At 33.9% G+C, this 21735-nt stretch carries 24 protein-coding genes; 16 read left to right on the forward strand and 8 right to left on the reverse strand.

What is annotated here, in order from left to right; translation table 11 throughout:
* The first annotated feature begins 666 nt into the window (after positions 1-666).
* The gene (zupT, locus tag CIGNP91_RS01950) at positions 667-1536 is read left to right on the forward strand and encodes a zinc transporter ZupT (RefSeq protein ID WP_086234574.1); all 870 of its coding nucleotides are present in this window, start codon (positions 667-669) and stop codon (positions 1534-1536) included.
* Between the two features lie 37 nt (positions 1537-1573).
* Here zupT and CIGNP91_RS01955 read toward each other — a convergent pair whose 3' ends face one another.
* The 7 genes from CIGNP91_RS01955 to CIGNP91_RS01985 are packed head-to-tail and all read right to left on the reverse strand — an operon-like array spanning position 1574 to position 7260.
* Positions 1574-1840 carry a FlhB-like flagellar biosynthesis protein gene (locus CIGNP91_RS01955; RefSeq protein ID WP_086224645.1) on the reverse strand — a complete coding sequence of 89 codons (267 nt, stop codon included), beginning with the start codon at positions 1838-1840 and terminating at the stop codon, positions 1574-1576.
* Between the two features lies 1 nt (position 1841).
* Positions 1842-3695, reverse strand: a complete 1854-nt coding sequence (gene fliK, locus CIGNP91_RS01960) for a flagellar hook-length control protein FliK (protein ID WP_086253239.1) — start codon at positions 3693-3695, stop codon at positions 1842-1844.
* The gene (locus CIGNP91_RS01965; RefSeq protein WP_086253240.1) at positions 3676-4896 is read right to left on the reverse strand and encodes an MFS transporter; all 1221 of its coding nucleotides are present in this window, start codon (positions 4894-4896) and stop codon (positions 3676-3678) included. The genes fliK and CIGNP91_RS01965 overlap by 20 nt, the downstream gene beginning before the upstream one ends.
* On the reverse strand, positions 4883-5395 hold the full coding sequence (locus tag CIGNP91_RS01970) for a hypothetical protein (RefSeq protein WP_086233107.1): 513 nt from the start codon (positions 5393-5395) through the stop codon (positions 4883-4885). The genes CIGNP91_RS01965 and CIGNP91_RS01970 overlap by 14 nt, the downstream gene beginning before the upstream one ends.
* The gene (locus CIGNP91_RS01975) at positions 5392-5637 is read right to left on the reverse strand and encodes an AtpZ/AtpI family protein (protein WP_086224641.1); all 246 of its coding nucleotides are present in this window, start codon (positions 5635-5637) and stop codon (positions 5392-5394) included. The genes CIGNP91_RS01970 and CIGNP91_RS01975 overlap by 4 nt, the downstream gene beginning before the upstream one ends.
* On the reverse strand, positions 5634-6905 hold the full coding sequence (hemL, locus tag CIGNP91_RS01980) for a glutamate-1-semialdehyde 2,1-aminomutase (protein WP_086253241.1): 1272 nt from the start codon (positions 6903-6905) through the stop codon (positions 5634-5636). Before hemL ends, CIGNP91_RS01975 begins: the two co-directional genes overlap by 4 nt.
* Positions 6895-7260 carry a c-type cytochrome gene (locus tag CIGNP91_RS01985; protein ID WP_086224639.1) on the reverse strand — a complete coding sequence of 122 codons (366 nt, stop codon included), beginning with the start codon at positions 7258-7260 and terminating at the stop codon, positions 6895-6897. The genes hemL and CIGNP91_RS01985 overlap by 11 nt, the downstream gene beginning before the upstream one ends.
* A gap of 76 nt (positions 7261-7336) precedes the next feature.
* Between CIGNP91_RS01985 and folD the strand changes: the two genes are divergently transcribed.
* The 15 genes from folD (at position 7337) to CIGNP91_RS02060 (ending at position 20568) form a co-directional block, all read left to right on the forward strand.
* Positions 7337-8188, forward strand: a complete 852-nt coding sequence (folD, locus tag CIGNP91_RS01990; protein ID WP_086253242.1) for a bifunctional methylenetetrahydrofolate dehydrogenase/methenyltetrahydrofolate cyclohydrolase FolD — start codon at positions 7337-7339, stop codon at positions 8186-8188.
* Between the two features lie 3 nt (positions 8189-8191).
* Positions 8192-9025, forward strand: coding sequence for a signal peptidase I (gene lepB / locus CIGNP91_RS01995; RefSeq protein ID WP_086253243.1), 834 nt, complete (start codon positions 8192-8194; stop codon positions 9023-9025).
* 88 nt (positions 9026-9113) lie between these two features.
* Positions 9114-9563: a ribose 5-phosphate isomerase B gene (gene rpiB, locus CIGNP91_RS02000; RefSeq protein ID WP_086224636.1), complete on the forward strand. Its 450-nt coding sequence runs from the start codon at positions 9114-9116 to the stop codon at positions 9561-9563.
* A complete protein-coding gene (locus tag CIGNP91_RS02005; protein ID WP_086224635.1) occupies positions 9554-9886 on the forward strand; it encodes a hypothetical protein in 333 nt (110 codons plus the stop codon). The genes rpiB and CIGNP91_RS02005 overlap by 10 nt, the downstream gene beginning before the upstream one ends.
* A gap of 27 nt (positions 9887-9913) precedes the next feature.
* Positions 9914-10453 carry an adenine phosphoribosyltransferase gene (locus CIGNP91_RS02010; RefSeq protein ID WP_086224634.1) on the forward strand — a complete coding sequence of 180 codons (540 nt, stop codon included), beginning with the start codon at positions 9914-9916 and terminating at the stop codon, positions 10451-10453.
* Between the two features lie 3 nt (positions 10454-10456).
* Entirely contained in the window at positions 10457-11062 is a 606-nt protein-coding gene (locus CIGNP91_RS02015; RefSeq protein ID WP_086224633.1) for a DedA family protein, read from the forward strand.
* Positions 11052-12521 (forward strand): leucyl aminopeptidase, encoded by a 1470-nt coding sequence (locus CIGNP91_RS02020; RefSeq protein ID WP_086228929.1) that lies wholly within the window; start codon positions 11052-11054, stop codon positions 12519-12521. Before CIGNP91_RS02015 ends, CIGNP91_RS02020 begins: the two co-directional genes overlap by 11 nt.
* Positions 12521-13624 carry a redox-regulated ATPase YchF gene (ychF, locus tag CIGNP91_RS02025; RefSeq protein ID WP_086253244.1) on the forward strand — a complete coding sequence of 368 codons (1104 nt, stop codon included), beginning with the start codon at positions 12521-12523 and terminating at the stop codon, positions 13622-13624. The genes CIGNP91_RS02020 and ychF overlap by 1 nt, the downstream gene beginning before the upstream one ends.
* Before the next feature lie 405 nt (positions 13625-14029).
* Positions 14030-16807 (forward strand): periplasmic nitrate reductase subunit alpha, encoded by a 2778-nt coding sequence (gene napA, locus CIGNP91_RS02030; protein WP_086253245.1) that lies wholly within the window; start codon positions 14030-14032, stop codon positions 16805-16807.
* Position 16808: 1 nt separating this feature from the next.
* Positions 16809-17561 carry a ferredoxin-type protein NapG gene (gene napG / locus CIGNP91_RS02035; RefSeq protein ID WP_086228085.1) on the forward strand — a complete coding sequence of 251 codons (753 nt, stop codon included), beginning with the start codon at positions 16809-16811 and terminating at the stop codon, positions 17559-17561.
* On the forward strand, positions 17558-18343 hold the full coding sequence (gene napH / locus CIGNP91_RS02040; protein WP_086228084.1) for a quinol dehydrogenase ferredoxin subunit NapH: 786 nt from the start codon (positions 17558-17560) through the stop codon (positions 18341-18343). The genes napG and napH overlap by 4 nt, the downstream gene beginning before the upstream one ends.
* A complete protein-coding gene (locus tag CIGNP91_RS02045) occupies positions 18340-18876 on the forward strand; it encodes a nitrate reductase cytochrome c-type subunit (RefSeq protein ID WP_236845544.1) in 537 nt (178 codons plus the stop codon). Before napH ends, CIGNP91_RS02045 begins: the two co-directional genes overlap by 4 nt.
* Positions 18873-19334 carry a 4Fe-4S ferredoxin gene (locus CIGNP91_RS02050; protein WP_086228931.1) on the forward strand — a complete coding sequence of 154 codons (462 nt, stop codon included), beginning with the start codon at positions 18873-18875 and terminating at the stop codon, positions 19332-19334. The genes CIGNP91_RS02045 and CIGNP91_RS02050 overlap by 4 nt, the downstream gene beginning before the upstream one ends.
* Positions 19334-20230: a hypothetical protein gene (locus tag CIGNP91_RS02055; protein ID WP_086244564.1), complete on the forward strand. Its 897-nt coding sequence runs from the start codon at positions 19334-19336 to the stop codon at positions 20228-20230. Before CIGNP91_RS02050 ends, CIGNP91_RS02055 begins: the two co-directional genes overlap by 1 nt.
* Entirely contained in the window at positions 20230-20568 is a 339-nt protein-coding gene (locus CIGNP91_RS02060; RefSeq protein ID WP_086253246.1) for a chaperone NapD, read from the forward strand. Before CIGNP91_RS02055 ends, CIGNP91_RS02060 begins: the two co-directional genes overlap by 1 nt.
* A 50-nt stretch (positions 20569-20618) precedes the next feature.
* Here the strand turns inward: CIGNP91_RS02060 and CIGNP91_RS02065 are convergent, their stop codons facing one another.
* Positions 20619-21707 carry a type I restriction endonuclease gene (locus CIGNP91_RS02065; RefSeq protein WP_086238410.1) on the reverse strand — a complete coding sequence of 363 codons (1089 nt, stop codon included), beginning with the start codon at positions 21705-21707 and terminating at the stop codon, positions 20619-20621.
* Between the last annotated feature and the right edge of the window lie 28 nt (positions 21708-21735).

Raw genomic sequence — 21735 nt, forward strand, 5'->3', positions numbered from 1 at the left:
ATCTATTAATGGTGGATTGATTATTAGTAAATATTATAAAGATGCTTTAAATTTTAAAGAACAAATGAGTGGATGTGTGTAAAGAGATAGATTACAAGCGTTATTTAACGATATGATAATTTTAACTACTAGCTATAGCAAAAGTGATGCTAAAAAGAATAAAAAGTTAAATAGTTAGTGCTTCAAGACACGTTATAAAAAATCTAAAAATTATGGTATAAAATTTGCTGTTATATATGATGAGAAGCTTTATAATAGTAAGCAGTTTAATTTAAATATGGAATTTATAAACAAATATAAAAATTATCATGATACATCTGAGATAAATAAAAATATACGATAATTTAAGTTTATAAGCTCTAAAAATACTGAATTAAGCTATACTAAATTTAAGAGTATTTAAATTTGAAATTCTAAATTAATAATGGATTATATTAAATAAAGAAAAGATAATATAAATTTATCTTTATAAATAATTATTTGATTTAGTTTTATTTTTTCTTAAATTTAAAATAGTTAATATTCTCATTTTATAAGTTTTTATATTTATTAGCATAACAAAAAATATGTAGATAAAATATAAAATTGGTAAAAGATGGGAATTTGAGTATTTTTAAAGCTAAATTTAGCTATATTAACAATAAAAATTATTATTTGGATATATAGATGGAATTTGGTTTTATACAACTTTTTTATGCATTTTTGCTTACGCTTTTTGCTGGGTTTTCTACTTCAATTGGTGCAGTAATTGCATTTTTTAGTAAAAAAGATGATTATAGGCTTCTTAGTATTGGGCTTGGATTTAGTGCTGGAGTGATGATTTATATCTCATTTATGGAGATTTTGCCTAGTTCGATGGATGATTTTGCTAGAATTTTTGAAAGTAAAAATGCTGAGTTTATAGGACTTTTAGCATTTTTTAGCGGAATAGTTTTAACTGCTTTAATTGATAAATTTATTCCAAGCGATTTAAATCCCCATGAACCAAAAGATAGCCTTGATGAGCTTAAATTTTGCCCACTGCCAAAAAGTAATGAGCCACGTCCAACCTATCATCCAGGAATTAGTCAAAAGAGCTTAAAGAGCTTAAAACGAACCGGGATTATTACTGCTTTTGCTATTGCGATACATAATTTTCCTGAGGGATTTGCGACATTTATTAGTAGTGTTGAGTCGTTAAGTTTTGGACTAGCAATTGCTGGGGCTGTAGCATTACATAATATTCCTGAGGGACTAGCAGTTTCATTGCCAATATATCATGCTACTGGAGATAAAAAGCGAGCCTTTGCCTATTCGTGTTTATCAGGACTTGCTGAGCCTATTGGTGCGATTGCTGGAGCATTGATTTTGATGCCTTTTATGAATGAGACAGTGATGGCTAGTGTTTTTGGTGTTGTTGCTGGAATTATGGTTTTTATTAGCTTTGATGAGCTTTTACCAGCAGCTAGGAGTTATGATAAGGCACATGATAGTTTATATGGTTTAGTTGCTGGTATGGTGGTAATGGCAGTTAGCTTGATTTTACTTGGGATCTAAATTTTTGTATTAATTTTAGATCCATAATTTAGCTAATTTATTTTTTTATCTTAGTAGTACGGTATAAGAAACTAAATACTTCAGCGACGGCTTTGTATAAATTTGGTGGAATTTCTTGATTAATATCAACTTTGCTTAGAATCTCGACTAAGTCACTATCTTCTCTAATTGGAACTTTATAAATTTTGGCTGCTTCAATAATTTTATTAGCTACTTCACCTTTGCCGCTAGCTAGAACCATTGGAGCATTGTTTTTATCTTTATTATAACCTAGAGCAACTGCCTTTTTAATTTTTTTTGCCATCTTATGCCTTTTTGTTAAATCCAAAATCAAATGCCCTGTCAGCTTGATGATACGGGGCTTTTTTAGGTTTATGAACCAAAGTAAAGCTACTAACTATTAACCCCAATCCAGTGATTGCGCTTTTTAGTTCTTTACTAGCACTTAGGATTAGGTTTTTAAATTCAGCCGTACCAGTAGCAATACTAATATCTATATATTTGTTATCACTTAAGGCAATTACGATATCAACATTACCAAAATGAGTAAAATTTAGATCAATTTTAGCGTAGAAACGTTTCTTTTTACCTTGTTTAAAAGCTACGCTACTACTCTCAAGCGCATCCCATGAGTATGGTAAGTATGTTTGAAGCGAATTTTGTGCATAACTAATTAGCTGGTGCATTTCGATTTGAGTTAAAAGTCTATTTATATTCTGATTTAACGCGGCCTGATTTGGTTGATTGGCTGTGGCTTCTTTTAGGGCTAAAAGTGTGGCTTTAACATCGTTTTGTAGTGTTTGAGCAGCTAGATTTTTATCATTTGGAGTGATATTTGCTATATCAGCTTTAGCTAAATTTGTAGCTTTTATCAATCCTTTTAGTTCAGCTAGATGGCTTTTAGCATCTTGGCTATTTTTATCAAAAAAGTTAATAATATTTGATAGTTTTCTAGCAGCCATAGAGAGTTTATCTTGTAGATTTAGATTATTAGCATCAGTGTTAATATGTTGTATGAAATTACTTAAATTTGTGCTATTTTGAGATTGATTTAGACCGCTTATTAGACTTTCTAAATTTGGCGTAGATTGAGCGGTTTGTGCTATTGTAGCACTATTAATCTGGCTTAGCTGTGTAGATTCTAGCATAGCTGAGAGGCGATTAGCACTGGCTGCTATATTGTTTGATAGCTTATATTCTTTTATATCAAGAGCGGGATTATTTATATTGGATTTTAGTGAATTTAACTCAGCTTTGATATCTAGAAGCATTTGGCCTAGCTGTGTACTTAGAGGTTTGACATTTTTTAAATTTGGGTGGTTAAAATTAATCTGTGATAGCGAAGTTTCTATATTTTTGATTATATTTTGACCTTGGTTTATAGCTCGTGATATATTTTGCTCTATTGAGAGTGGATTTTTGGGATTAGTTTGAATTTGATATGCGATTTTATCAAGGAATTTCGCCATATGTTCTAGCTTAGTATTTGCCTCTAAAAGCGGCTTAAAATTTGAATTTTGTACAATTTGGTTATTTTTTAATTTATTTTTTTGTAAAATTTCTAAAAGCGCATTAAAGCTCTCTTGTGGACTACTTTCTTTGGTATTTGCAAGACCCATAAAGGCTAGCGTAAGATCTTTATTAGTAGTATTTTTCATCAGTGATAAAAGTTCTTTAATGCTTGATGGCAAAATTTCAGCCTTTAGAGTTTGGGCGAGTTTAGCCTCTAGCATTATGCCTGTATCTTTGATAGTTTGGGCAATGTTTGTTGTTTTAATATGCTCAACTGGCTTGATAAAACTTTCAAGCTTTGCACCAAGTTGACTTAGCTTCGGGTCTGATTTTATAGAATTTAAAAGAGAGGCTAGATCTTTGGCTAAATTTGGTGCTACTTGCGATGATTTTATCTGGGCTAAGGCATTTTGTTTATATGTTCCATCATCGATATTAGCCTTGAGTGCATTTAATAGTTTTGATGTGAATTTATTTAATTCTAAATCGAGTTTAGTCTGCTCAATTACAACACCTTGGGTTGGTTTTTTTAGTATGGTTTTGCCATCATTTAAGGTAGTTGTATTACTAGTCTCTTTAGATGATTTTTTATCATCTTTGGTTTGGGTTGGTTGTTGGGTTGGGGTATTATTTACTATTATCATCATTTAACTCATCAAAAATCACACTATGACCACCGTGGCGAGTAAATGCCACCTCTTGGTCTTTGGGTACATTTTTTTGAAATGTAGCAAAGATTATCAAAAATGCCAACAGTGTAATGTAGTAATATATAAAAGCTGTAGCGCCAAATTGGTTTATTAAAAATCCTATAATTATTGTAGATAAAAATGAACCTATTAAGTAGTTAAATAGTAAAGCTCTTACAACTTCGACATAAGTAGTTTTATCCGTTACAACATCGTTTGCCCTAGCTAATGCTAGTGCGTAAAGTACAAATATTCCAAAACCTAAAAAGAAAACAATAAGATACTGTAAAGCAATATCTGGGTTAATAAATATAAATATAAGGCACGCTAGAAGTGCTATGCTAGAGGCTAAAATAATAGCAAACTTTCTACCAAATTTATCAGAAATAGTTCCAAATATAGTATGTGCCATAAATCCGCCACTCATTCCAATAATTATAAAAATTCCAGCTTGTGCTGGGGTATAGCCTTGGGTTATTATAAATAGTGAAGCCATTGAGAAAAATCCATTCATTGTAAGACCAGCAATTATACTTGTAGCAAGCGCTAATGGGGCGATATTGTAAATTTTAGGCAAGCTAATACTCATTGCTTTTGGGATTTTAGGTGATTTGATTTTAAGAAAATTTAATGGAATTGAACCTAAAATGATTGCAATTGTGCCAATTAAAAATACCTTCGTAGTGCTTAAATCCATACTCATAATCACAGCGCCAATGGCAAAGGCGCTATAAAAGATAATTTCATAAAATCCAAGCACCCTTGAGCGAACAGAATTTGAAATCTTCTCATTTAACCAACTCTCTACAATTAATACAATACTATAATAGCAAAACCCTAGCATAAATCTTAAAATAGCCCAAAATATGAGATTTTCACTTATATCATGAAGTAGGGCTGAAATGGCAAAAAGCGCAGTAAATATAGCATAAGCTCTCATATGTCCTACATGTGAAATTAACCTATGCGATATAATTGTACAAGTAAGCGCTCCCATAAAAAAGCAAGAAGTAATAAGGCCAATTTGCGTATTTGAAGCTCCTAATTCATTTAGTAGAACTCCAGCAGAACTAACAACTAACCCACTAGCTATAAATATAAAGCTAACTCCTATAAATAAAGCACTAAGCGAGATTATAGCTCTTTTACTTCCTGCCATAAAATACTCCAGCGCAAAATACCCCAAGAGGCATTAAAGCAAGTCCGGCTAAAAATGCGATTGGTTCTAAAATTCCGTGCCTAAGCAAAACAAAAAAGGCAATAATTAAAATAAAATAGCTAAGCAGCCTAAGCGGTTTAAAAGCACCTAGAATATCTATTTTACGAAATTTAGCTAACTTTTTATCACTTTTGGTAGTAAAATTTTTCTCATTTAAATTTGTAATATCAACATTTAAATTGTCTGAATTATCATTGTTTTGAATTTGCTCATCTTCGCTATCTTCAAAAAGCTCAAGTTCTTGCTCGCTTAATTGATAATTAACACTTTTATTCTCAACTCTACTCTTATATCCAAAATAACTAGCAAATAAAATAAGCGTAGAACAAATAAAGGCTACTTGTGAATTTAAAAGTGCAACTGCCCCAAAAGCCGAAGTAATAGCTATCAACAATAGATCCAAGATTAGATAAAATATAGCTAAATTTTTAAATTTCATCTCTTTTCTTTAAACTCTTCATAGCTTTTAACTTGAGATTTATAGGCTTTATAGATATTATTTATCGCAGCACCAACACCTATGAAAATACCAACTCCAAGCCCCCAGTTTGAGCCTGTTAGCTCCTTTAATCCCCAGCCGATGCCAAAGCCTATAAGCACCGCAACTACGATTGAGATCCCAAGGCTTAGGCTATCAGCGGCTTTTATTGCGGTGTTTATCTTTTTGCTTTTTTGGCTCATAGTGATTTAAAACTCTCTTTTATAGCTTGTGCCGTTTTGTCTAAGCTAGTTTGGCTTAGAGGCTTGCAAACAAAGCAAGTTTCAAACTGGCTTGGTGCTAGATAGACGCCACGCTTTAGCATTTGAGCGTGAAATTTGGCAAATAAATTTGTATCGCTTTGTAGGGCTTGAGTGTAGTTAGTAACAGGATTTTCATTGAAGAAAAATCCCCACATAGACCCACGCATAGTTGTTTGAAGCGGAATTCCCATCTCATTTGCGCTATCTTGCATAGCATCAATTATAAATTTACTCTTTTTACCAAGCTCATCATATAAATTTGGCATATTATAAATTTTATTTAACGCAGCTAGTCCAGCAGCCATAGCAACAGGATTGCCACTAAGCGTCCCAGCTTGATAGACTCCACCAAGTGGGCTAATTAGCTCCATTATCTCATTTTTTCCAGCATACGCAGCACACGGCATACCGCCACCAATGACCTTACCAAAGGTAACTATATCGGCCTCAATCCTATTTAATCCATAGCTACCAGTGGCACTAGCTCTAAATCCACTCATAACTTCATCAAAGATTAAAACCGCACCATTTTCATCGCAAATCTTTCTAAGCCCATGTAAAAACTCATCGCTACCAGGGACCAATCCCATATTTCCAGCGATTGGCTCAACGATAATAGTGCCAATATCACCATTTTTAAAGCACTCTTTGACGCTATTTAGATCATTATATTTGGCTAGATGAGTATTTTTGACTATATCATTTGGGACGCCTAAGCTACTTGAATATCCAAAAGTGGTAGCTCCACTTCCAGCTTTGACTAATAATCCATCGCTATGGCCGTGATAGCAACCTTCAAATTTGACTACTCCATCTTTTTTACTATATCCACGAGCTAATCTAATAGCGCTCATAGTAGCTTCAGTCCCGCTACTAACAAAGCGAATTTTATCTAAATGAGGGAATTTAGATAATACTAATTGAGCAAGCTCAGTCTCTAATAAACATGGCGCACCAAAGCTTAGTCCCTTTTTAGCCGTTGATATAACAGCATCTTCTATATCTTTATCACAATGCCCAAAGATGAGTGGCCCCCAGCTTAAAACATAATCAATATACTCATTATTTTCGATATCATAGATAAACTCACGCTCACCCCTATCTATCATCACAGGAGTAGAACCAACTGAACCAAAGGCACGAACAGGCGAATTTACACCACCTGGGATATATTTTTGTGCTTTGAGGAATTCATCTTTATTTTTCATCTTTTTTATCCTTATTAAATGAAGTTATGTATTCAAATAAATTTAAAATCTCATTTTGAGTAAGAAAATATGATGGCATAATGCCTTTTGAGTCTGTGACTGCAGATTTGAATTTATCAAATTCAAGATTATTTATGCGTGGTGCCATCAAAGACCTCTCCTCATATTTATTAGTTTTTTTATTAAATGCTTTGTATTTTACTATCAAAGCGCCATCCCCTTTGCTTCCATGACACTTGTCACAGCCGATTCCACGAGGATTTTTATATAGCATTTTAGCATATTCGCTCTCAGTAATAAACTCTTCACTAAAAGCAAAAGTAATAAAAAGCAAAAAAAAGCCAATAAATTTCATAAATCTCACCTGAGTTTAATTTGAATTTAGGTATGATACAATTTTTGTAATTAAAAAACGCATAAAAGGATTAAAAATGCAAATAATTGATGGTAAAGAGATAAGTAACAGAGTAAAAGAGGGAGTAAAAGCTGAAGCTATAGCTTTAAAAGATATGGGAATTACTCCAACTTTAGCAGTTATTTTAGTAGGTGAAGATAAAGCTAGTCAAACTTATGTTGCAAGTAAAGAAAAATCTACAATAGCTTGCGAAATGGGTTCAGTAGCTCATAAATTACCTGAATCTACTACTCAAGACGAGCTTTTAGCTTTGATTGAGCTTTTAAATGCAGATGATAGTATAGATGGAATTTTAGTTCAACTGCCGCTTCCAAAACATATAGATAGTAATAAAATTTTAGAAGCTATTGATCCAAGTAAAGATGTGGATGGATTTCATCCTATAAATGTAGGTAAATTAAATAGTGGATTAGATGGATTTGTGCCTTGTACGCCACTTGGGATAATGGAACTTTTAAAAGAGTATAACATTGAAGTTAGTGGTAAAAATGCCGTGGTAATAGGAAGAAGTAATATAGTAGGTAAGCCAATGGCAGCACTGCTACTAAATGCTGGGGCTACTGTGACTATAGCTCACTCTAAAACTAAAGATTTAGCAAAAGTTTGTCAAAATGCCCAAATTATAGTAGTTGCTGTAGGTAAACCAAATTTTTTAACTGCTGATATGGTAAATGATGGAGCAGTGGTAATAGATGTGGGTATAAATCGTTTAGATAATGGTAAGTTAGTAGGTGATTGTGATTATGAGAGTGTAGCACCTAAATGCTCTATGATAACTCCTGTACCAGGTGGAGTAGGGCCAATGACAATTGCTATGCTGCTTAGCAATACGCTAAAATCAGCAAAAAATAGAAAATTAAAAGGCTAAACTTTGAGAAAAATTTTATCGAAATTCTATAATTTTTGTAGTAGTTGGACTGGAACAGTAATTATAGTTTTGTTTATAATATTTTTTATCGCTCAAGCATTTGTAATCCCTAGTGGCTCTATGAAAAATACTCTTTTAGTTGGAGATTATCTATTTGTAAAGAAATTTTCTTATGGAATTCCAACGCCACATATCCCTTTTGTAGAAATTCCAGTTTTACCTGATAGCGATGGTGATGGGCATTTGATAGCTAGTGATGGGCCAAAGCGTGGTGATATAGTAGTTTTTCGCTATCCAAAAGATCCTAAAATTCACTATGTAAAGCGTAATTTTGCTACTGGAAATGACGAGGTTATATTTGCTCCAAGTGCAATGTATCTAAGACCAAGTGGCGGAGATGATGAGATAGCAAGGGAATTTAAGGATGCTAATATCGTGATTTTAGGTGGAAAGAAATTTATCAAAGAGCCATATAAGATGGCTGGAATTCACTATGATAATAACACTGATAAAGATAATTATGGTGGATTAGAAGCTGATACATTTACTATTGCTGGTATGGTGGATTTTGCTATGAGTGAGATTATGGTGCCAGAACTGCCTAAAATTAATGGATTAAATTTCAACGCATATTATTTCAAAGTGCCACAAAATGAGTATTTCATGGTAGGTGATAATAGAGAAAATAGCAGCGATAGTAGATTTTGGGGTTCTGTGCCTTATAAATATATAGTTGGCAAGCCGTGGTTTGTCTATCTAAGCTATGATGAAAATTACAAAATTCGCTGGGAGCGTATCGGACGCTTAGCAAGTAGTCTAGAAGAGATGGCAAAATAGATAGGTTGGCTAAGTTGATTAACTAAAAGCCAAATTTATATCATTTTATATGATATAATCAGATAATTTTAATTTAAAGTAGGTTTAGATGAATATTTCTAAGATTTATATAGCAAGTGATCACGCTGGATATGAGGCTAAGATGCAAGTTAAGAGTATTTTAGAAAATATGGGCGTATTGGTGATAGATTTAGGAACTGATAATGCTAAAAATAGCGTGGATTATCCTGATTTTGCTGCCTTAGTGGCTAATAGTATTAAAAGTAATGATGAATTTGGTGTACTAATATGCGGTAGTGGGATTGGTATATCTATAGCAGCTAATCGCTTTTCTCATATACGCTGTGCTTTGGGTCATAATGCTACTATCGCAAGACTATCTAGAGAGCATAATGATGCAAATGTGCTGTGTTTTGGTGCTAGAGTAGTTGGTGCTGAGATTATCAAAGATATGGTTGAAGTATTTTTTACTACTGAATTTAGTGGTGGTAGGCATCAAAAACGAGTTGAAAAACTAGGAGTTTGTCAATGTTCTTAGATTGGATTTTTTATACATTTTTTATCTGCTGTAGCCTTTATTTGGTTGTTATGGTATTTTATTATAAAACTTTACTTAAAAAAGAGCGTGCTATGCGTGATTTTGTTAAGAACAATCTAGATGATACTGAAATAATAATTCGCAAATTGCAAGTTCAACTTCAAAGAAGTCTTGGGAATATAGATATTTTAACCGATGAATTAAATAAAATTAAAAGTGATGTAAGCAGCTTAAGAGCTAGAAATTCTCAATACAGAGTAGAAAACGACAAACTAAGAGCTAGAATTAAAGAGTTAGAGGGCAAAATCGAAGCGCTATTGTAAAATAAATTTATTTATAGAAGGACTAGTGTGTATAGTTTATCACAAGAACAAAAAGATTATTTAGATTCAATTATTAGAAAGATTGCTGATTTTCCAAAGCCTGGAGTGATGTTTCGAGATATTACTACGCTTTTAGGCGATGGTAAGGCATTTAATCTTTTAATCTCTCATCTCTATGATAGATATAAAGATAAAGATATTGATTGTGTAGTTGGGATCGAGAGCCGTGGTTTTATCTTTGGTGCGGCTTTGGCTGATAGGCTTGGGGTGGGATTTGTGCCTTTTAGAAAAAAGGGTAAATTACCAGGTGCTACTATCTGCGAAAAATACTCATTAGAGTATGGAGTAGATGAGATTGAAGCGCATATAGATGCCTTTAAACCTAGAGCAAATCTATTATTAATAGATGATCTCATAGCTACAGGTGGCACGGCTAAGGCGGCTTGCGAGCTTATCTTAAGGCTTAATGGAAATTTGGTTGAAATCATCTCTATAATAGATATTGGAATTGGTGGATTAAAAGAGCTTAAAAATTATGCGCCAATTTATGTGGTATTACAGGAGTAAGATATGGAAGAGTTTTTAAAGAATTTATTATATGAGTATAAAAATTGGGCCTATCTTATTATATTTGTATGGTGTATTGCCGAAGGAGAGTTGGCACTTATTTTAGGTGGGATATTTGCTCATGAGGGGCATGTGAATTTAGGGCTTATAATATTTGTGGCTGGACTTGGTGGATTTGTGGGAGATCAAATTTATTTTTATATTGGTCGCTATAACAAAAAATATATCCAAAAAAAACTAGCCAAACAAAGACGCAAATTCGCCGTCGCTCACCTACTACTTCAAAAATTTGGCTGGCCGATTATCTTTATGCAGCGTTATATGTATGGATTTCGCACTATTATACCTATGAGTATAGGAATCACTAGATATAGCGCTAAGAAATTTGCTTTTATAAATTTAATTAGCGCTTGGGTATGGGCGGCTATTACGATACTTTTGGCCTGGCATTTTGGTCAGCTCATTTGGGCTGGGATAGAGTGGGCTGAGTCGCATTGGTATTTTGCGGTGCCGATTATCGGTGGATTTTTAGCATCACTATTTTTTGGTTTAAAATATATGGAAAAGCGAATTTTAAATGAAAGGAAAAAGAGAAGAAATGAATGTTGAATTAATAGATAAAAAATTAGCTGATATTTTGGCTGATTATGAGATAATTTTTATTGTTGATAAGAATTTGAGTCATAGATTTGTAGATGATTTGGGTGAGTTTGATTTTTACTCTTATAAGGGTGATGGGGTTTTAAATTTGCCTAGTAAGAGACGGATTTATGTAGGTATTAAAAATCTTGATTTAAATTCTCTTAGATTAGCGAGTGCTGCGGCTTTTAATGCTATTAAAGAGCTTAATATCAAAAGTGTCAAAATCGCTAGTTATAGCGGTGATTGCGTTAAGATGAGTTTTGAGGCTATTGTTGAGGGATTTTTGTTAGCTAGTTATAAATTTGATAAATACAAAAGCGAGAAAAAAGAGAATAAAATAGAAAAAATTCTAATCTCAACTGAGGATTATAATAGCAAAAAGATCGCCCTAGATGAAGCACAAATCGGCATAGATCACGCTCATATCATAGCTGAAGCGACTAATTTTACAAGAGATATAGTAAATGAAATTCCAGAGATCTACACCCCACAAAAGATGGCTGAAGATGCTAAAAATTTAAGTCTAAGCTATGCTAATATAGAGTGCGCTATACATGATGAAAACTACCTAAAAAGCCAAAATATGAATGCCTTTTTAGCGGTTAATAAAGCCTCAATCCATCCACCACGCCTAATACATTTAAAATATACCCCAAAACAGAGCATTAAAAGAGTTGTATTTGTAGGTAAGGGTCTTACATATGATAGCGGCGGACTAAGCTTAAAACCAGCTGATTATATGCTAACCATGAAAAGCGATAAGAGTGGCGCAGCGGCTGCTATGGGAATCATAATGGGAGCGGCTAAGATGGAGTTGCCATTTGAAATTCACGCCGTTTTGGGTGCGACTGAAAATATGATAGGTGGAAATGCGTATAAGCCTGATGATGTGCTAATTACTCGTAGTGGAGTTAGTGTAGAGGTTAAAAATACAGATGCTGAAGGTAGGCTTGTTTTGGCTGATTGTTTGGATTGGGCGCAAAGTGAGCTTGACCCAGAGCTTCTTATAGATATGGCGACACTTACAGGTGCTTGTGTTGTAGGGCTTGGTGAATATACTAGTGGAGTTATGGGAAATAGCTATGAGTTACAAAGTGAGTTTAAAAATTACGCTAGTAGAAGTGGAGAGTATCTAACTGTTTTGGAATTTAATGATCATCTAAAAGAGCTTATAAAAAGTGATATAGCCGATATCTCAAATATCTCTTCAAGTAGATATGGTGGGGCTATTACAGCTGGAATATTTTTGGATAAATTTATAAAAGATGAGTATAAAGATAGGTGGTTACATCTTGATATCGCTGGGCCTGCTTATGTAAATAAAGCATGGGGATATAATCCAGCTGGGGCTAGTGGAGCTGGAGTTAGAGCGTGTTTATACTATCTACAAAAACTAGCTAGAAATCATCAAAAAGGTCAGAATTAATGGGATTATCAGTAGGTATTGTAGGTTTGCCAAATGTGGGTAAATCAACTACATTTAACGCACTAACAAAAGCTAGTAACGCCGAAGCGGCTAATTATCCATTTTGTACGATTGAACCAAATAAAGCTATAGTGCCAGTTCCAGATCCTAGGCTTGATGAACTCGCTAAAATCGTAAAACCAAACAAAATTCAACGCTCTGTAATTGAATTTGTAGATATCGCAGGGCTTGTGAGAGGTGCTAGTAAGGGTGAAGGGCTTGGCAATAAATTTCTTTCTAATATTAGGGAAACCGAGGTGATCTTACACATGGTAAGGTGCTTTGAAGATTCTAATGTTACGCATGTAGAAAATAGCGTAGATCCAATTAGAGATATCGAGATTATCGAAACTGAGCTTATACTAGCTGATATAGAGCAACTTGCTAAAAAGATTGAGAAATTAACCAAAGAGGCTAAAGCAAATGTAAAAGGCGCTAAAGAGAGCTTAGAGTGTGCTAAGGCCTTAGCAGATCATTTAGATAGTGGCAAGAGTGCGGCGTCGTTTAGTGAATTTGATAGTGATGTTTTTAATGTTTTAAATAAAGAGCTTAGGCTTCTTTCAGCAAAAGAGGTTATATATGGCGCTAATGTCAATGAAGATGATATTTCTATCGATAATGAGTATGTAAAAAAGGTAAAAGAATACGCCAAAGAGCGTGGGGCAGAGGTTATCAAGCTTTGTGCTAAGATAGAAGAGGAGCTAATAGGGCTAGATGATGCTGAGGCTAAAGAGATGCTAGAGAGCTTAGGAGCGAGTGAGAGTGGATTAGAGAGCATTATACGCACGGCATTTGCGAAGCTTGGGCTTATTAGTTATTTTACAGCTGGGGTTGTGGAAGTTAGGGCTTGGACTATACACAAAGGGTGGAAAGCCCCAAAGGCTGCGAGCGTGATACATAATGATTTTGAAAGAGGTTTTATCAGAGCTGAAGTTATCAGCTATGATGATTATATCGCTTGTGGCGGCGAAGCCAAGGCCAAAGAAGCTGGCAAGATGAGATTAGAAGGTAAGGATTATATCGTTAGCGATGGCGATGTGATGCATTTTAGATTTAATGTGTGATAATTCAATCCGAATTTAGAGAGATCTAAATTCGGATATATTCTATATATTAATTTTAATTTAAAAACTTATTTTTCAATTATTAAAAATTTATAAACTATTGTATAAATTGAGCTAAAGCAAAAGATATTTTATTTATATATTTTTATAATTTTACTTAGTATTTATGATAATAAATATCAAATATTTTATAAATTTTAAATTACTAAAATTTATTATATATATCTTAAATACTGATTTTCCATATATTTTTTGATTTTAATAAAAATATAAAAAGAGTATTAAAGTCTAAATTTAATTAAAATATATTATATAAATAATTATATATCAAAAAATTTTAAGTAGTAAAATACAAATAAATGTATATAATAACATCAATTCTACATTATTTTAGAAAGGTCGAACATGGATAGACGAGATTTTATTAAAAGCTCAGCTGTTGCAGCTGCGTGTTCAGCAGCTGGTCTTACTGCGCCTAGCGCACTAAGTGCTACTAACAAAGAGCAAGATTGGCGTTGGGATAAAGCAGTATGTAGATTTTGTGGTACTGGTTGTGGTATTGTCGTTGCTACTAAAGATGGTAAAATAGTTGCGGTAAAAGGCGATCCATTGGCTCCTGTAAATCGTGGTTTGAATTGTATTAAAGGCTATTTTAATGCTAAGATTATGTATGGCGAAGATAGAATTACTAAGCCACTTTTAAGGGTAAATTCTAAGGGTGAATTTGATAAAAATGGTAAATTCGTTGAAGTTAGCTGGAAAAGAGCATTTGACGAGATGGAAAAACAATTTAAAAGAGCTTATAATGAGCTTGGACCAACTGGTATTGGTGTATTTGGCTCTGGACAATATACTGTCCAAGAGGGATATTCGGCTGTTAAGCTAATCAAAGGCGGTTTCCGCTCAAACAATATTGACCCAAATGCTAGACACTGTATGGCTAGTGCGGTTGTGGGCTTTATGCAAACTTTTGGTATAGATGAACCCGCTGGTTGCTATGATGATATAGAACTGACTGATACAGTAGTATGCTGGGGTGCTAATATGGCAGAGATGCATCCAGTTTTATGGGCTAGGGTGAGTGACAGAAAACTTCAAAATCCAAATAATGTAAAAATTATAAATTTATCTACATTTTCAAATAGAACATCAAATATCGCTGATATGGAGATTATCTTTAGACCACAAACTGACTTAGCTATATGGAACTATATCGCTAGAGAGATTGTATATAATCATCCAGAAGCTATCGATGAAAAATTCGTAAAAGACCACTGCGTATTTACAACAGGCCCAGCTGATATTGGTTATGGTATGAGAGATAATATCAACCACCCTAAATATCTACCAAGTGAGCTTGATACTGCAGCCAAAGAGAGATCTAAAGTATTAACTGAAGCTGAAGGCGTAACACTAGCATATTTAGGAATGAAAGCTGGTGATACAATGGAAAATAAACACACAGCTGCTCCAGATGCTCATTGGCAAATTTCATTTGATGAATTTAAAAAGGCTTTAGCGCCATACACACTTGATTTTGTAGCGAAATTAGCCAAAGGTGATGATAATGAAGATTTAGAAGAGTTTAAGAAAAAACTTCAAACTCTAGCAAATTATTATATAGACCAAAAACGCAAAGTTGTGAGCTTTTGGACTATGGGTATGAACCAACATACTCGTGGTACTTGGGTAAATGAGCAAAGCTATATGGTGCATTTCTTACTAGGCAAACAAGCTAAACCAGGCAGTGGAGCATTCTCACTAACAGGTCAGCCAAGTGCCTGTGGTACCGCTAGAGAGGTTGGGACATTCTCACACCGCTTGCCAGCAGATATGGTCGTAGCCAATCCAAAACATAGAGAGATTACAGAGAAAATTTGGAAACTTCCAGCTAAAACTCTAAACCCAAAACCAGGTGCGCCATATATGAAAATTATGCGTGATCTTGAAGATGGTAAGATCAAATTTATTTGGGTACATGTAAATAACCCATGGCACAATACTGCAAATGCTAACCACTGGATTAAAGCAGCAAGAGAGATGGATAACTTCATAGTAGTAAGCGATCCATATCCAGGTATTAGTGCTAAGGTAGCTGACCTTATCTTGCCAACAGCTATGATATATGAAAAATGGGGAGCTTATGGTAATGCTGAGAGAAGAACTCAACATTGGAGACAACAAGTCCTTCCAGTAGGCGAGGCTATGAGTGATACATGGCAATATATGGAATTTAGCAAACGCTTTAAACTAAAAGAGGTTTGGGGTGAGAAAAAAATCGATAACAAACTAACACTTCCAAGTGTCTTAGATGAAGCAGCTAAATTGGGCTATACTCCAGAATCAACTCTATATGATGTATTATTTGCTAATGCTGAGGCTAAATCATTTAGTGCCGATGATGCTGTTATAAATGGATTTGATAATACTGAAGTGTTTGGTGATAGCAGAAATATAGTTGGTAGCGATGGTAATGTATTTAAAGGCTATGGATTTTTTGTCCAAAAATATCTTTGGGAAGAGTATAGAAAATTTGGCGTAGGCCACGGTCACGACCTAGCAGATTTTGATACATATCATAAAGTTAGAGGTCTTAGATGGCCAGTTGTAGATGGCAAAGAGACTCAATGGAGATTTAATACCAAATATGATGTATATGCGAAAAAAGCAGCTCCAGATAGCGATTTTGCTTTCTATGGTAACGCAGGTGGCGCTCTACCAAGTGGAGATTTAACCAAAGTTACTAACCCTGAAAAAAGTTCTATCAAAAATAGGGCAAAAATATTCTTTAGACCATTTATGGACGCACCAGAAACTCCAAGCAAAGAGTATCCACTATGGCTATGTACAGGTAGGGTGCTAGAGCACTGGCATAGTGGCACTATGACAATGCGTGTTCCTGAGCTATATCGTGCTGTTCCAGAAGCGCTTTGCTATATGAATGAAGAAGATGGCAAAAAAATCGGCGTAGCTCAAAATGATGTCGTATGGGTAGAGAGCCGCCGTGGTAAAGTAAAAGCTAGAGTGGATTTCCGTGGTAGAAATAAACCACCTGTAGGCTTGGTATATGTGCCTTGGTTTGATGAAAATGTATATATTAATAAAGTTTGTCTAGATGCTACTTGTCCATTATCTAAACAGACAGACTTTAAAAAATGTGCTGTAAAAGTCTATAAGGCCTAAAATGCAAAGGCGAGATGCTATCAAGACGGGTTTTAGTTTAGTTGGACTTTTAGCTGCTAGCTCATTTGTTTATAAAGAGTATGCAAATGCTAAGCCTGTGCTTAAACTGCGTCCGCCTGCAGCTTTGGATGAAGATGAGTTTTTGACTCGTTGTATTAGATGCGGGCTATGCGTTGAGGCGTGTCCTTTTGATACGCTAAAACTCGCTGAATTTAAAGATAGTGGCGTAGGTATCGGAACTCCATTTTTTACCCCAAGGGATATTCCTTGCTTTATGTGCGAAGATATTCCTTGCGTGGTTGAGTGTCCAACAGAGGCGCTAGATCCTAAGCTAGTTACAAAAGATGGAGCTTTGGATATCAATATGGCTAAAATGGGTGTAGCAGTTGTAGATGAGAAAAACTGTGTAGCCTATTTTGGAATTCAATGTGATGCGTGTTATCGTGCTTGTCCATTGATAGATAAGGCTTTATTGATAGATTATAAACGCAATGAAAGAACTGGCAAACACGCATTTTTATTGCCGATTGTAGATAGTGATTATTGTACTGGATGTGGTAAGTGTGAAATAGCATGTATCACAGATAAAGCCGCAATAACCGTGCTTCCAAGAGATATGGTTATGGGTAAGTTGGGTAATAACTATGTAAAAGGCTGGGTAGAAGGTGATGATGCTAAACTAAAAGATGCTGATACTAAAATGCATTTAGATAGCAAAAAGGGTATTAAGTATCTAAATGGAGATGAGCTATGAAATTTACAATTGCTAGAAGGGTAGTTCAATTAGCTATTTTGGGATTGTTTATAGCTGGAAATATATATGGCGTAAATATCTTAAAAGGAAATTTAAGTAGCTCAGAGATCTTTGGTGTAATCGGACTTAGTGATCCATATGCTTTACTTCAGCTATTTTTGGCTGGATTTAGTGTAGGTAGTGCAAGTGTAATTGGGGCTTTGATTATGGTTGTCTTTTATGCTTTGATAGCACCTAGAGCATTTTGTTCTTGGGTCTGTCCAGTAAATATTCTAACAGATCTTGGTGCATACATAAGAACAAAGCTAAAAATTGGCAAAAATCTAGTTAATATAAGCTCAAATTCAAGATACTATCTATTTGCGCTGAGCTTGATATTTAGCTTTGCTTTTAGCATAGCAGCCTTTGAAAGTATAAGCTATATAGGGGCTTTTACTAGAGGTGTTGTATATCTTAGTGGATCGGCTATTAGTATAGCTATCATAATTATTTGTATAGAGGCTTTTTTAGGTAAGCGATTAATATGTGGTCATTTATGTCCTTTGGGAGCATTTTGGGCATTAGTTAGTAGATTTAGCTTAATACGCATCTATCACAACAGTAAAAATTGCACTCATTGCAATAAGTGCAAAGTTGTTTGTCCAGAGATGCAAGTCTTGGATATAGTGGGTAAACAAAGTGGCAATATAAGAAGCGAGTGTATAAGTTGCGGACGTTGCGTAGAGGCTTGCGATGATGATGCACTTAATTTTAGTATATTAAAATTTAGGAGAGAACAATGAAAAAGGGTTTGCAAAATGTTTTACTTAGTGCGACTGCAGCACTAGTTTTAGCAGCTTGTAATTTGAGCACAGGACAAGGCTCAGCAGTAGAAGATACACAAATTGGCCTTAGAAGTGTGGAACTTAAAGATGAAGTTAATGTAAAAAATCCAGTAATTACTTGGAAAGGCGATCTGCCAGGTAACAATGAAGTATATGAAAGAAGCTATGAAAATGCTCCGCCATTAATTCCACATAGCTTGGAGGGTTTGTTGCCTATTACAATAGAGTCTAATATGTGTTTGACATGCCACACTCCAGAAACAGCTAAAGAAATGGGTACAATTCCAGCTCCACAAAGTCACTATATGTATCTATCAACTGGTAAAAAAACAAAAGAGCTAAATACAGAAAGATTTAACTGCGTTCAATGCCACGTACCACAAGCAGATGCTGAACCACTAGTTAAAAATAATTTTAAAGCTGATTTTAGAGATGGTGAGGGTAATAGATCATCTAATCTTATTGATGTTTTAAATCAAGGTATTAAATGATAGATAGGCGAAATCTCTTTGCTAAATTTAGGCAAAGAGAGCCTAGACTTATTGCACCGCCATATTTTAGCGGAGAGTTTGATTGCATTAACTGCCATGCACCTTGTGTGTCTAGTTGCCAAAGAGAACTTTTGGAGTTTGATGATGGTAGAATTAAATTTAACCAGTATAAGCTCGGTTGTAATTTTTGTAAAGAGTGCGCTATAGCGTGTGAATCTATAGGTAAGAGCGTGTTAAATTTGGCTTATCCAGCTAAAATAAATGCAAGCGTAGAGATAAATACCGCTACTTGCTTGGCTTGGAATGAGGTTATATGCTACAACTGCTTAGATATTTGTAAATTTAGAGCCATAGAGTATTTAGGAATGTTTAGGCCTACTGTTAATGATAGTTGCGTAGGGTGTAGTGAGTGCGTAAGCGTATGTGTAAATAACTCAGTAATTGTAAGGGGAAATTGATGAGATTTTTTGTAGTTTTATTTATGGCTATTACATTTTTATGGGGTAGTTTTGAGTTAAAATTACCTGCAAATGCTGTAAGTGTCAAGCTTGATAAGGATGAGCTATTAATAGGGCTTGATAATGGTGAGCTTTATAATTATAGCATAAAGTCTCAAGAGCTAAATAAGATGATAGATCTACCAAAGTTCTCAAATTATTTTGATAATGATATAGCACCAAAGATTTTTAGTATTGACAAACTTGGCGAAGTGGTAGCTATTTTGTATGAGAGTGATAATGGAACCAAGTCGCTTGGTATTTTAGAAAATGGAAATTTAAAGAGCTTTAAAATGCATACTGATGGAGTTAAAAAGATATTTTTACTCGATAGTAATCATGTAATTTTTGTTACTTTAAGTAGCGAGGTTGAGTATTATAATTTTAGAGAAGGAAAGGTTGTTTTTGAAAATAAATTAACTACTTCAAGTACTGGAGATGCTGCTTTTGATAGAAAAAATGGTGTTATAGCTATTGGGATTGAAGGTGGTGTGATATTTTATTTTGATACTAAGCTTAAAAGAGTTGTAAAGCAGATAAATGCCCAAAAAGATACAATTTATAGCGTTGGTATTGATGGTAAATTATTAATTAGTGGTTCTGCTGATAAAAAATCATACTTTAATAACGGCTCAAAAGAGTTTTATTATGAGGCTAAATTTTTAGTATATTGTGTTGGAATAAGTAGTGATAAGGGAGCATTTAGCACAGAAAATAGTATAAAAATTATTGATAAAAATGGTGAAATAATTAAAAATATAGAGTATGATGGAGCTTCATTAAATTATTTAATTTTTAATGATGAGTATCTAATTGGTTCAAGCTATGATAATAAAATATATTTTTGGAGTATGTAATGAATAATATATCAAGTGTGGTTATAACTCTAATGAATCCTAATCTTTGCGAAGAAGTAGCTACAAAAATAGATAAGATTTCAAACTGTGAAGTAGCTGCTAAAGAAAATGATAAAATAGTAGCTGTCATAGAGTCTGCAGATTTAGATGGAGAGTTGGCTACTTTTAGAATGTTAGAACAAATAGAAGGCGTAAGTACCGTAGCTATGATATATAGCTATCAAGATTTAGAAGGCGATATATCTAAAGCCAACTCAAATGATATAGGTAGTATAGTGCGCAAAATAGATGAAATGGATGTTAAAGATATAAAATATAATGGCAATCCAAATATTTGATTATGTTTTTTTAAGCTCCTGTATTGGAGCTTAAATCAGATTGAGTTATATTATTTTGTGATAGAATTTGCATATTTTATTAATTCTTCACGCAAAGAGTAGATATCATCCGGCGTTTGAATATCATATCTTTTGTCTTCGCCATTTTGATCTGGTATGATAATATAAGATCCATTTGGACGATAATAAATTCTACATACCCATTTTGTTGTTTTATTATATAGATAAACATAAAAATAACTTCTTGTATCTTTATAATTCACATCGCTTGCTTGGATGGTTGGACTACAAACAAGTATGGAGCGCACAATATAAAATGACTGCAACTCCTCTTCTGTTGTTATTATTTGATTATCTTCTGCTGTGTTTATGTTGCTTTCTTCTATTTGGGATTGTTGCGAGTTATTGTGTGATTGATTTTGCTTAATTTGAGCTTGGATACTATCGATTTTTTCATTTGCAATGTCATTTATCATATTGGCAAATACTCTTTTGATATGAGATCTAAATTTATCTAAGACATTTCCAGTTATTCTATTGCTAGTAATTTTTTGAGCAAAAAATCTAGTAAAATCATCACTAGGATTTTCTATTTCTTGTTTAAATATATCTCTGATTTTATTATGATATATTTGCTCTGTAGCCATAGATGATAGGTCATCTATATTTAGCTTATCACACTTAAATTTTTCCAACTCTTTTAATTTGCTATCTATTAATTGATTCATATTGATAAGCAAGAAAGGAGTTAAATCCATTATATTAGGTTCTTGGCTATCTGTATAAAATCTATACTCTATACCGTTTGTCAATATTGCAAATTTAGCCTTAGTAACATTAAAATAACGCATAAGTTGATTACAATGAGTGTCTAAATTTTCACTATGATGCTTAGCTTCGATCAATATTAAAGGAGAATCATCTTTTAATATAGCATAATCAACCTTTTCTCCATTTCTTGTTCCGATATCTGCTGTAAATTCTGGTACTACCACAGATGGATCGGTTGCATCATATCCTAAAATTCTAAGAAATGGAACTATAAAGCTCATCTTTGTAGCTTCTTCAGTTAGCACTCTATCTTTTGTATTTTCTATCCTTTTAGAAAGTTTTAAAAGCTCTTCTTTAAACTCAGCCATTTTTACTCCTTGCTAATTTTGCGTAATT

The sequence above is a fragment of the Campylobacter sp. P091 genome (genome assembly GCF_002138935.1).
Lineage (GTDB): Bacteria > Campylobacterota > Campylobacteria > Campylobacterales > Campylobacteraceae > Campylobacter > Campylobacter devanensis.

Coding starts and splice junctions, on each gene's coding strand:
- CIGNP91_RS02065 (WP_086238410.1), bottom strand. CDS start 21,707: ATGGCTGAGTTTAAAGAAGAGCTTTTAAAACTTTCTAAAAGGATAGAA.
- CIGNP91_RS01955 (WP_086224645.1), bottom strand. CDS start 1,840: ATGGCAAAAAAAATTAAAAAGGCAGTTGCTCTAGGTTATAATAAAGAT.
- CIGNP91_RS01965 (WP_086253240.1), bottom strand. CDS start 4,896: ATGGCAGGAAGTAAAAGAGCTATAATCTCGCTTAGTGCTTTATTTATA.
- CIGNP91_RS02020 (WP_086228929.1), top strand. CDS start 11,052: ATGAATGTTGAATTAATAGATAAAAAATTAGCTGATATTTTGGCTGAT.
- zupT (WP_086234574.1), top strand. CDS start 667: ATGGAATTTGGTTTTATACAACTTTTTTATGCATTTTTGCTTACGCTT.
- folD (WP_086253242.1), top strand. CDS start 7,337: ATGCAAATAATTGATGGTAAAGAGATAAGTAACAGAGTAAAAGAGGGA.
- napA (WP_086253245.1), top strand. CDS start 14,030: ATGGATAGACGAGATTTTATTAAAAGCTCAGCTGTTGCAGCTGCGTGT.
- CIGNP91_RS02045 (WP_236845544.1), top strand. CDS start 18,340: ATGAAAAAGGGTTTGCAAAATGTTTTACTTAGTGCGACTGCAGCACTA.
- napH (WP_086228084.1), top strand. CDS start 17,558: ATGAAATTTACAATTGCTAGAAGGGTAGTTCAATTAGCTATTTTGGGA.
- CIGNP91_RS02055 (WP_086244564.1), top strand. CDS start 19,334: ATGAGATTTTTTGTAGTTTTATTTATGGCTATTACATTTTTATGGGGT.
- fliK (WP_086253239.1), bottom strand. CDS start 3,695: ATGATGATAATAGTAAATAATACCCCAACCCAACAACCAACCCAAACC.
- CIGNP91_RS02005 (WP_086224635.1), top strand. CDS start 9,554: ATGTTCTTAGATTGGATTTTTTATACATTTTTTATCTGCTGTAGCCTT.
- CIGNP91_RS01975 (WP_086224641.1), bottom strand. CDS start 5,637: ATGAGCCAAAAAAGCAAAAAGATAAACACCGCAATAAAAGCCGCTGAT.
- CIGNP91_RS02015 (WP_086224633.1), top strand. CDS start 10,457: ATGGAAGAGTTTTTAAAGAATTTATTATATGAGTATAAAAATTGGGCC.
- hemL (WP_086253241.1), bottom strand. CDS start 6,905: ATGAAAAATAAAGATGAATTCCTCAAAGCACAAAAATATATCCCAGGT.
- CIGNP91_RS01970 (WP_086233107.1), bottom strand. CDS start 5,395: ATGAAATTTAAAAATTTAGCTATATTTTATCTAATCTTGGATCTATTG.
- napG (WP_086228085.1), top strand. CDS start 16,809: ATGCAAAGGCGAGATGCTATCAAGACGGGTTTTAGTTTAGTTGGACTT.
- CIGNP91_RS02050 (WP_086228931.1), top strand. CDS start 18,873: ATGATAGATAGGCGAAATCTCTTTGCTAAATTTAGGCAAAGAGAGCCT.
- rpiB (WP_086224636.1), top strand. CDS start 9,114: ATGAATATTTCTAAGATTTATATAGCAAGTGATCACGCTGGATATGAG.
- CIGNP91_RS02060 (WP_086253246.1), top strand. CDS start 20,230: ATGAATAATATATCAAGTGTGGTTATAACTCTAATGAATCCTAATCTT.
- ychF (WP_086253244.1), top strand. CDS start 12,521: ATGGGATTATCAGTAGGTATTGTAGGTTTGCCAAATGTGGGTAAATCA.
- CIGNP91_RS01985 (WP_086224639.1), bottom strand. CDS start 7,260: ATGAAATTTATTGGCTTTTTTTTGCTTTTTATTACTTTTGCTTTTAGT.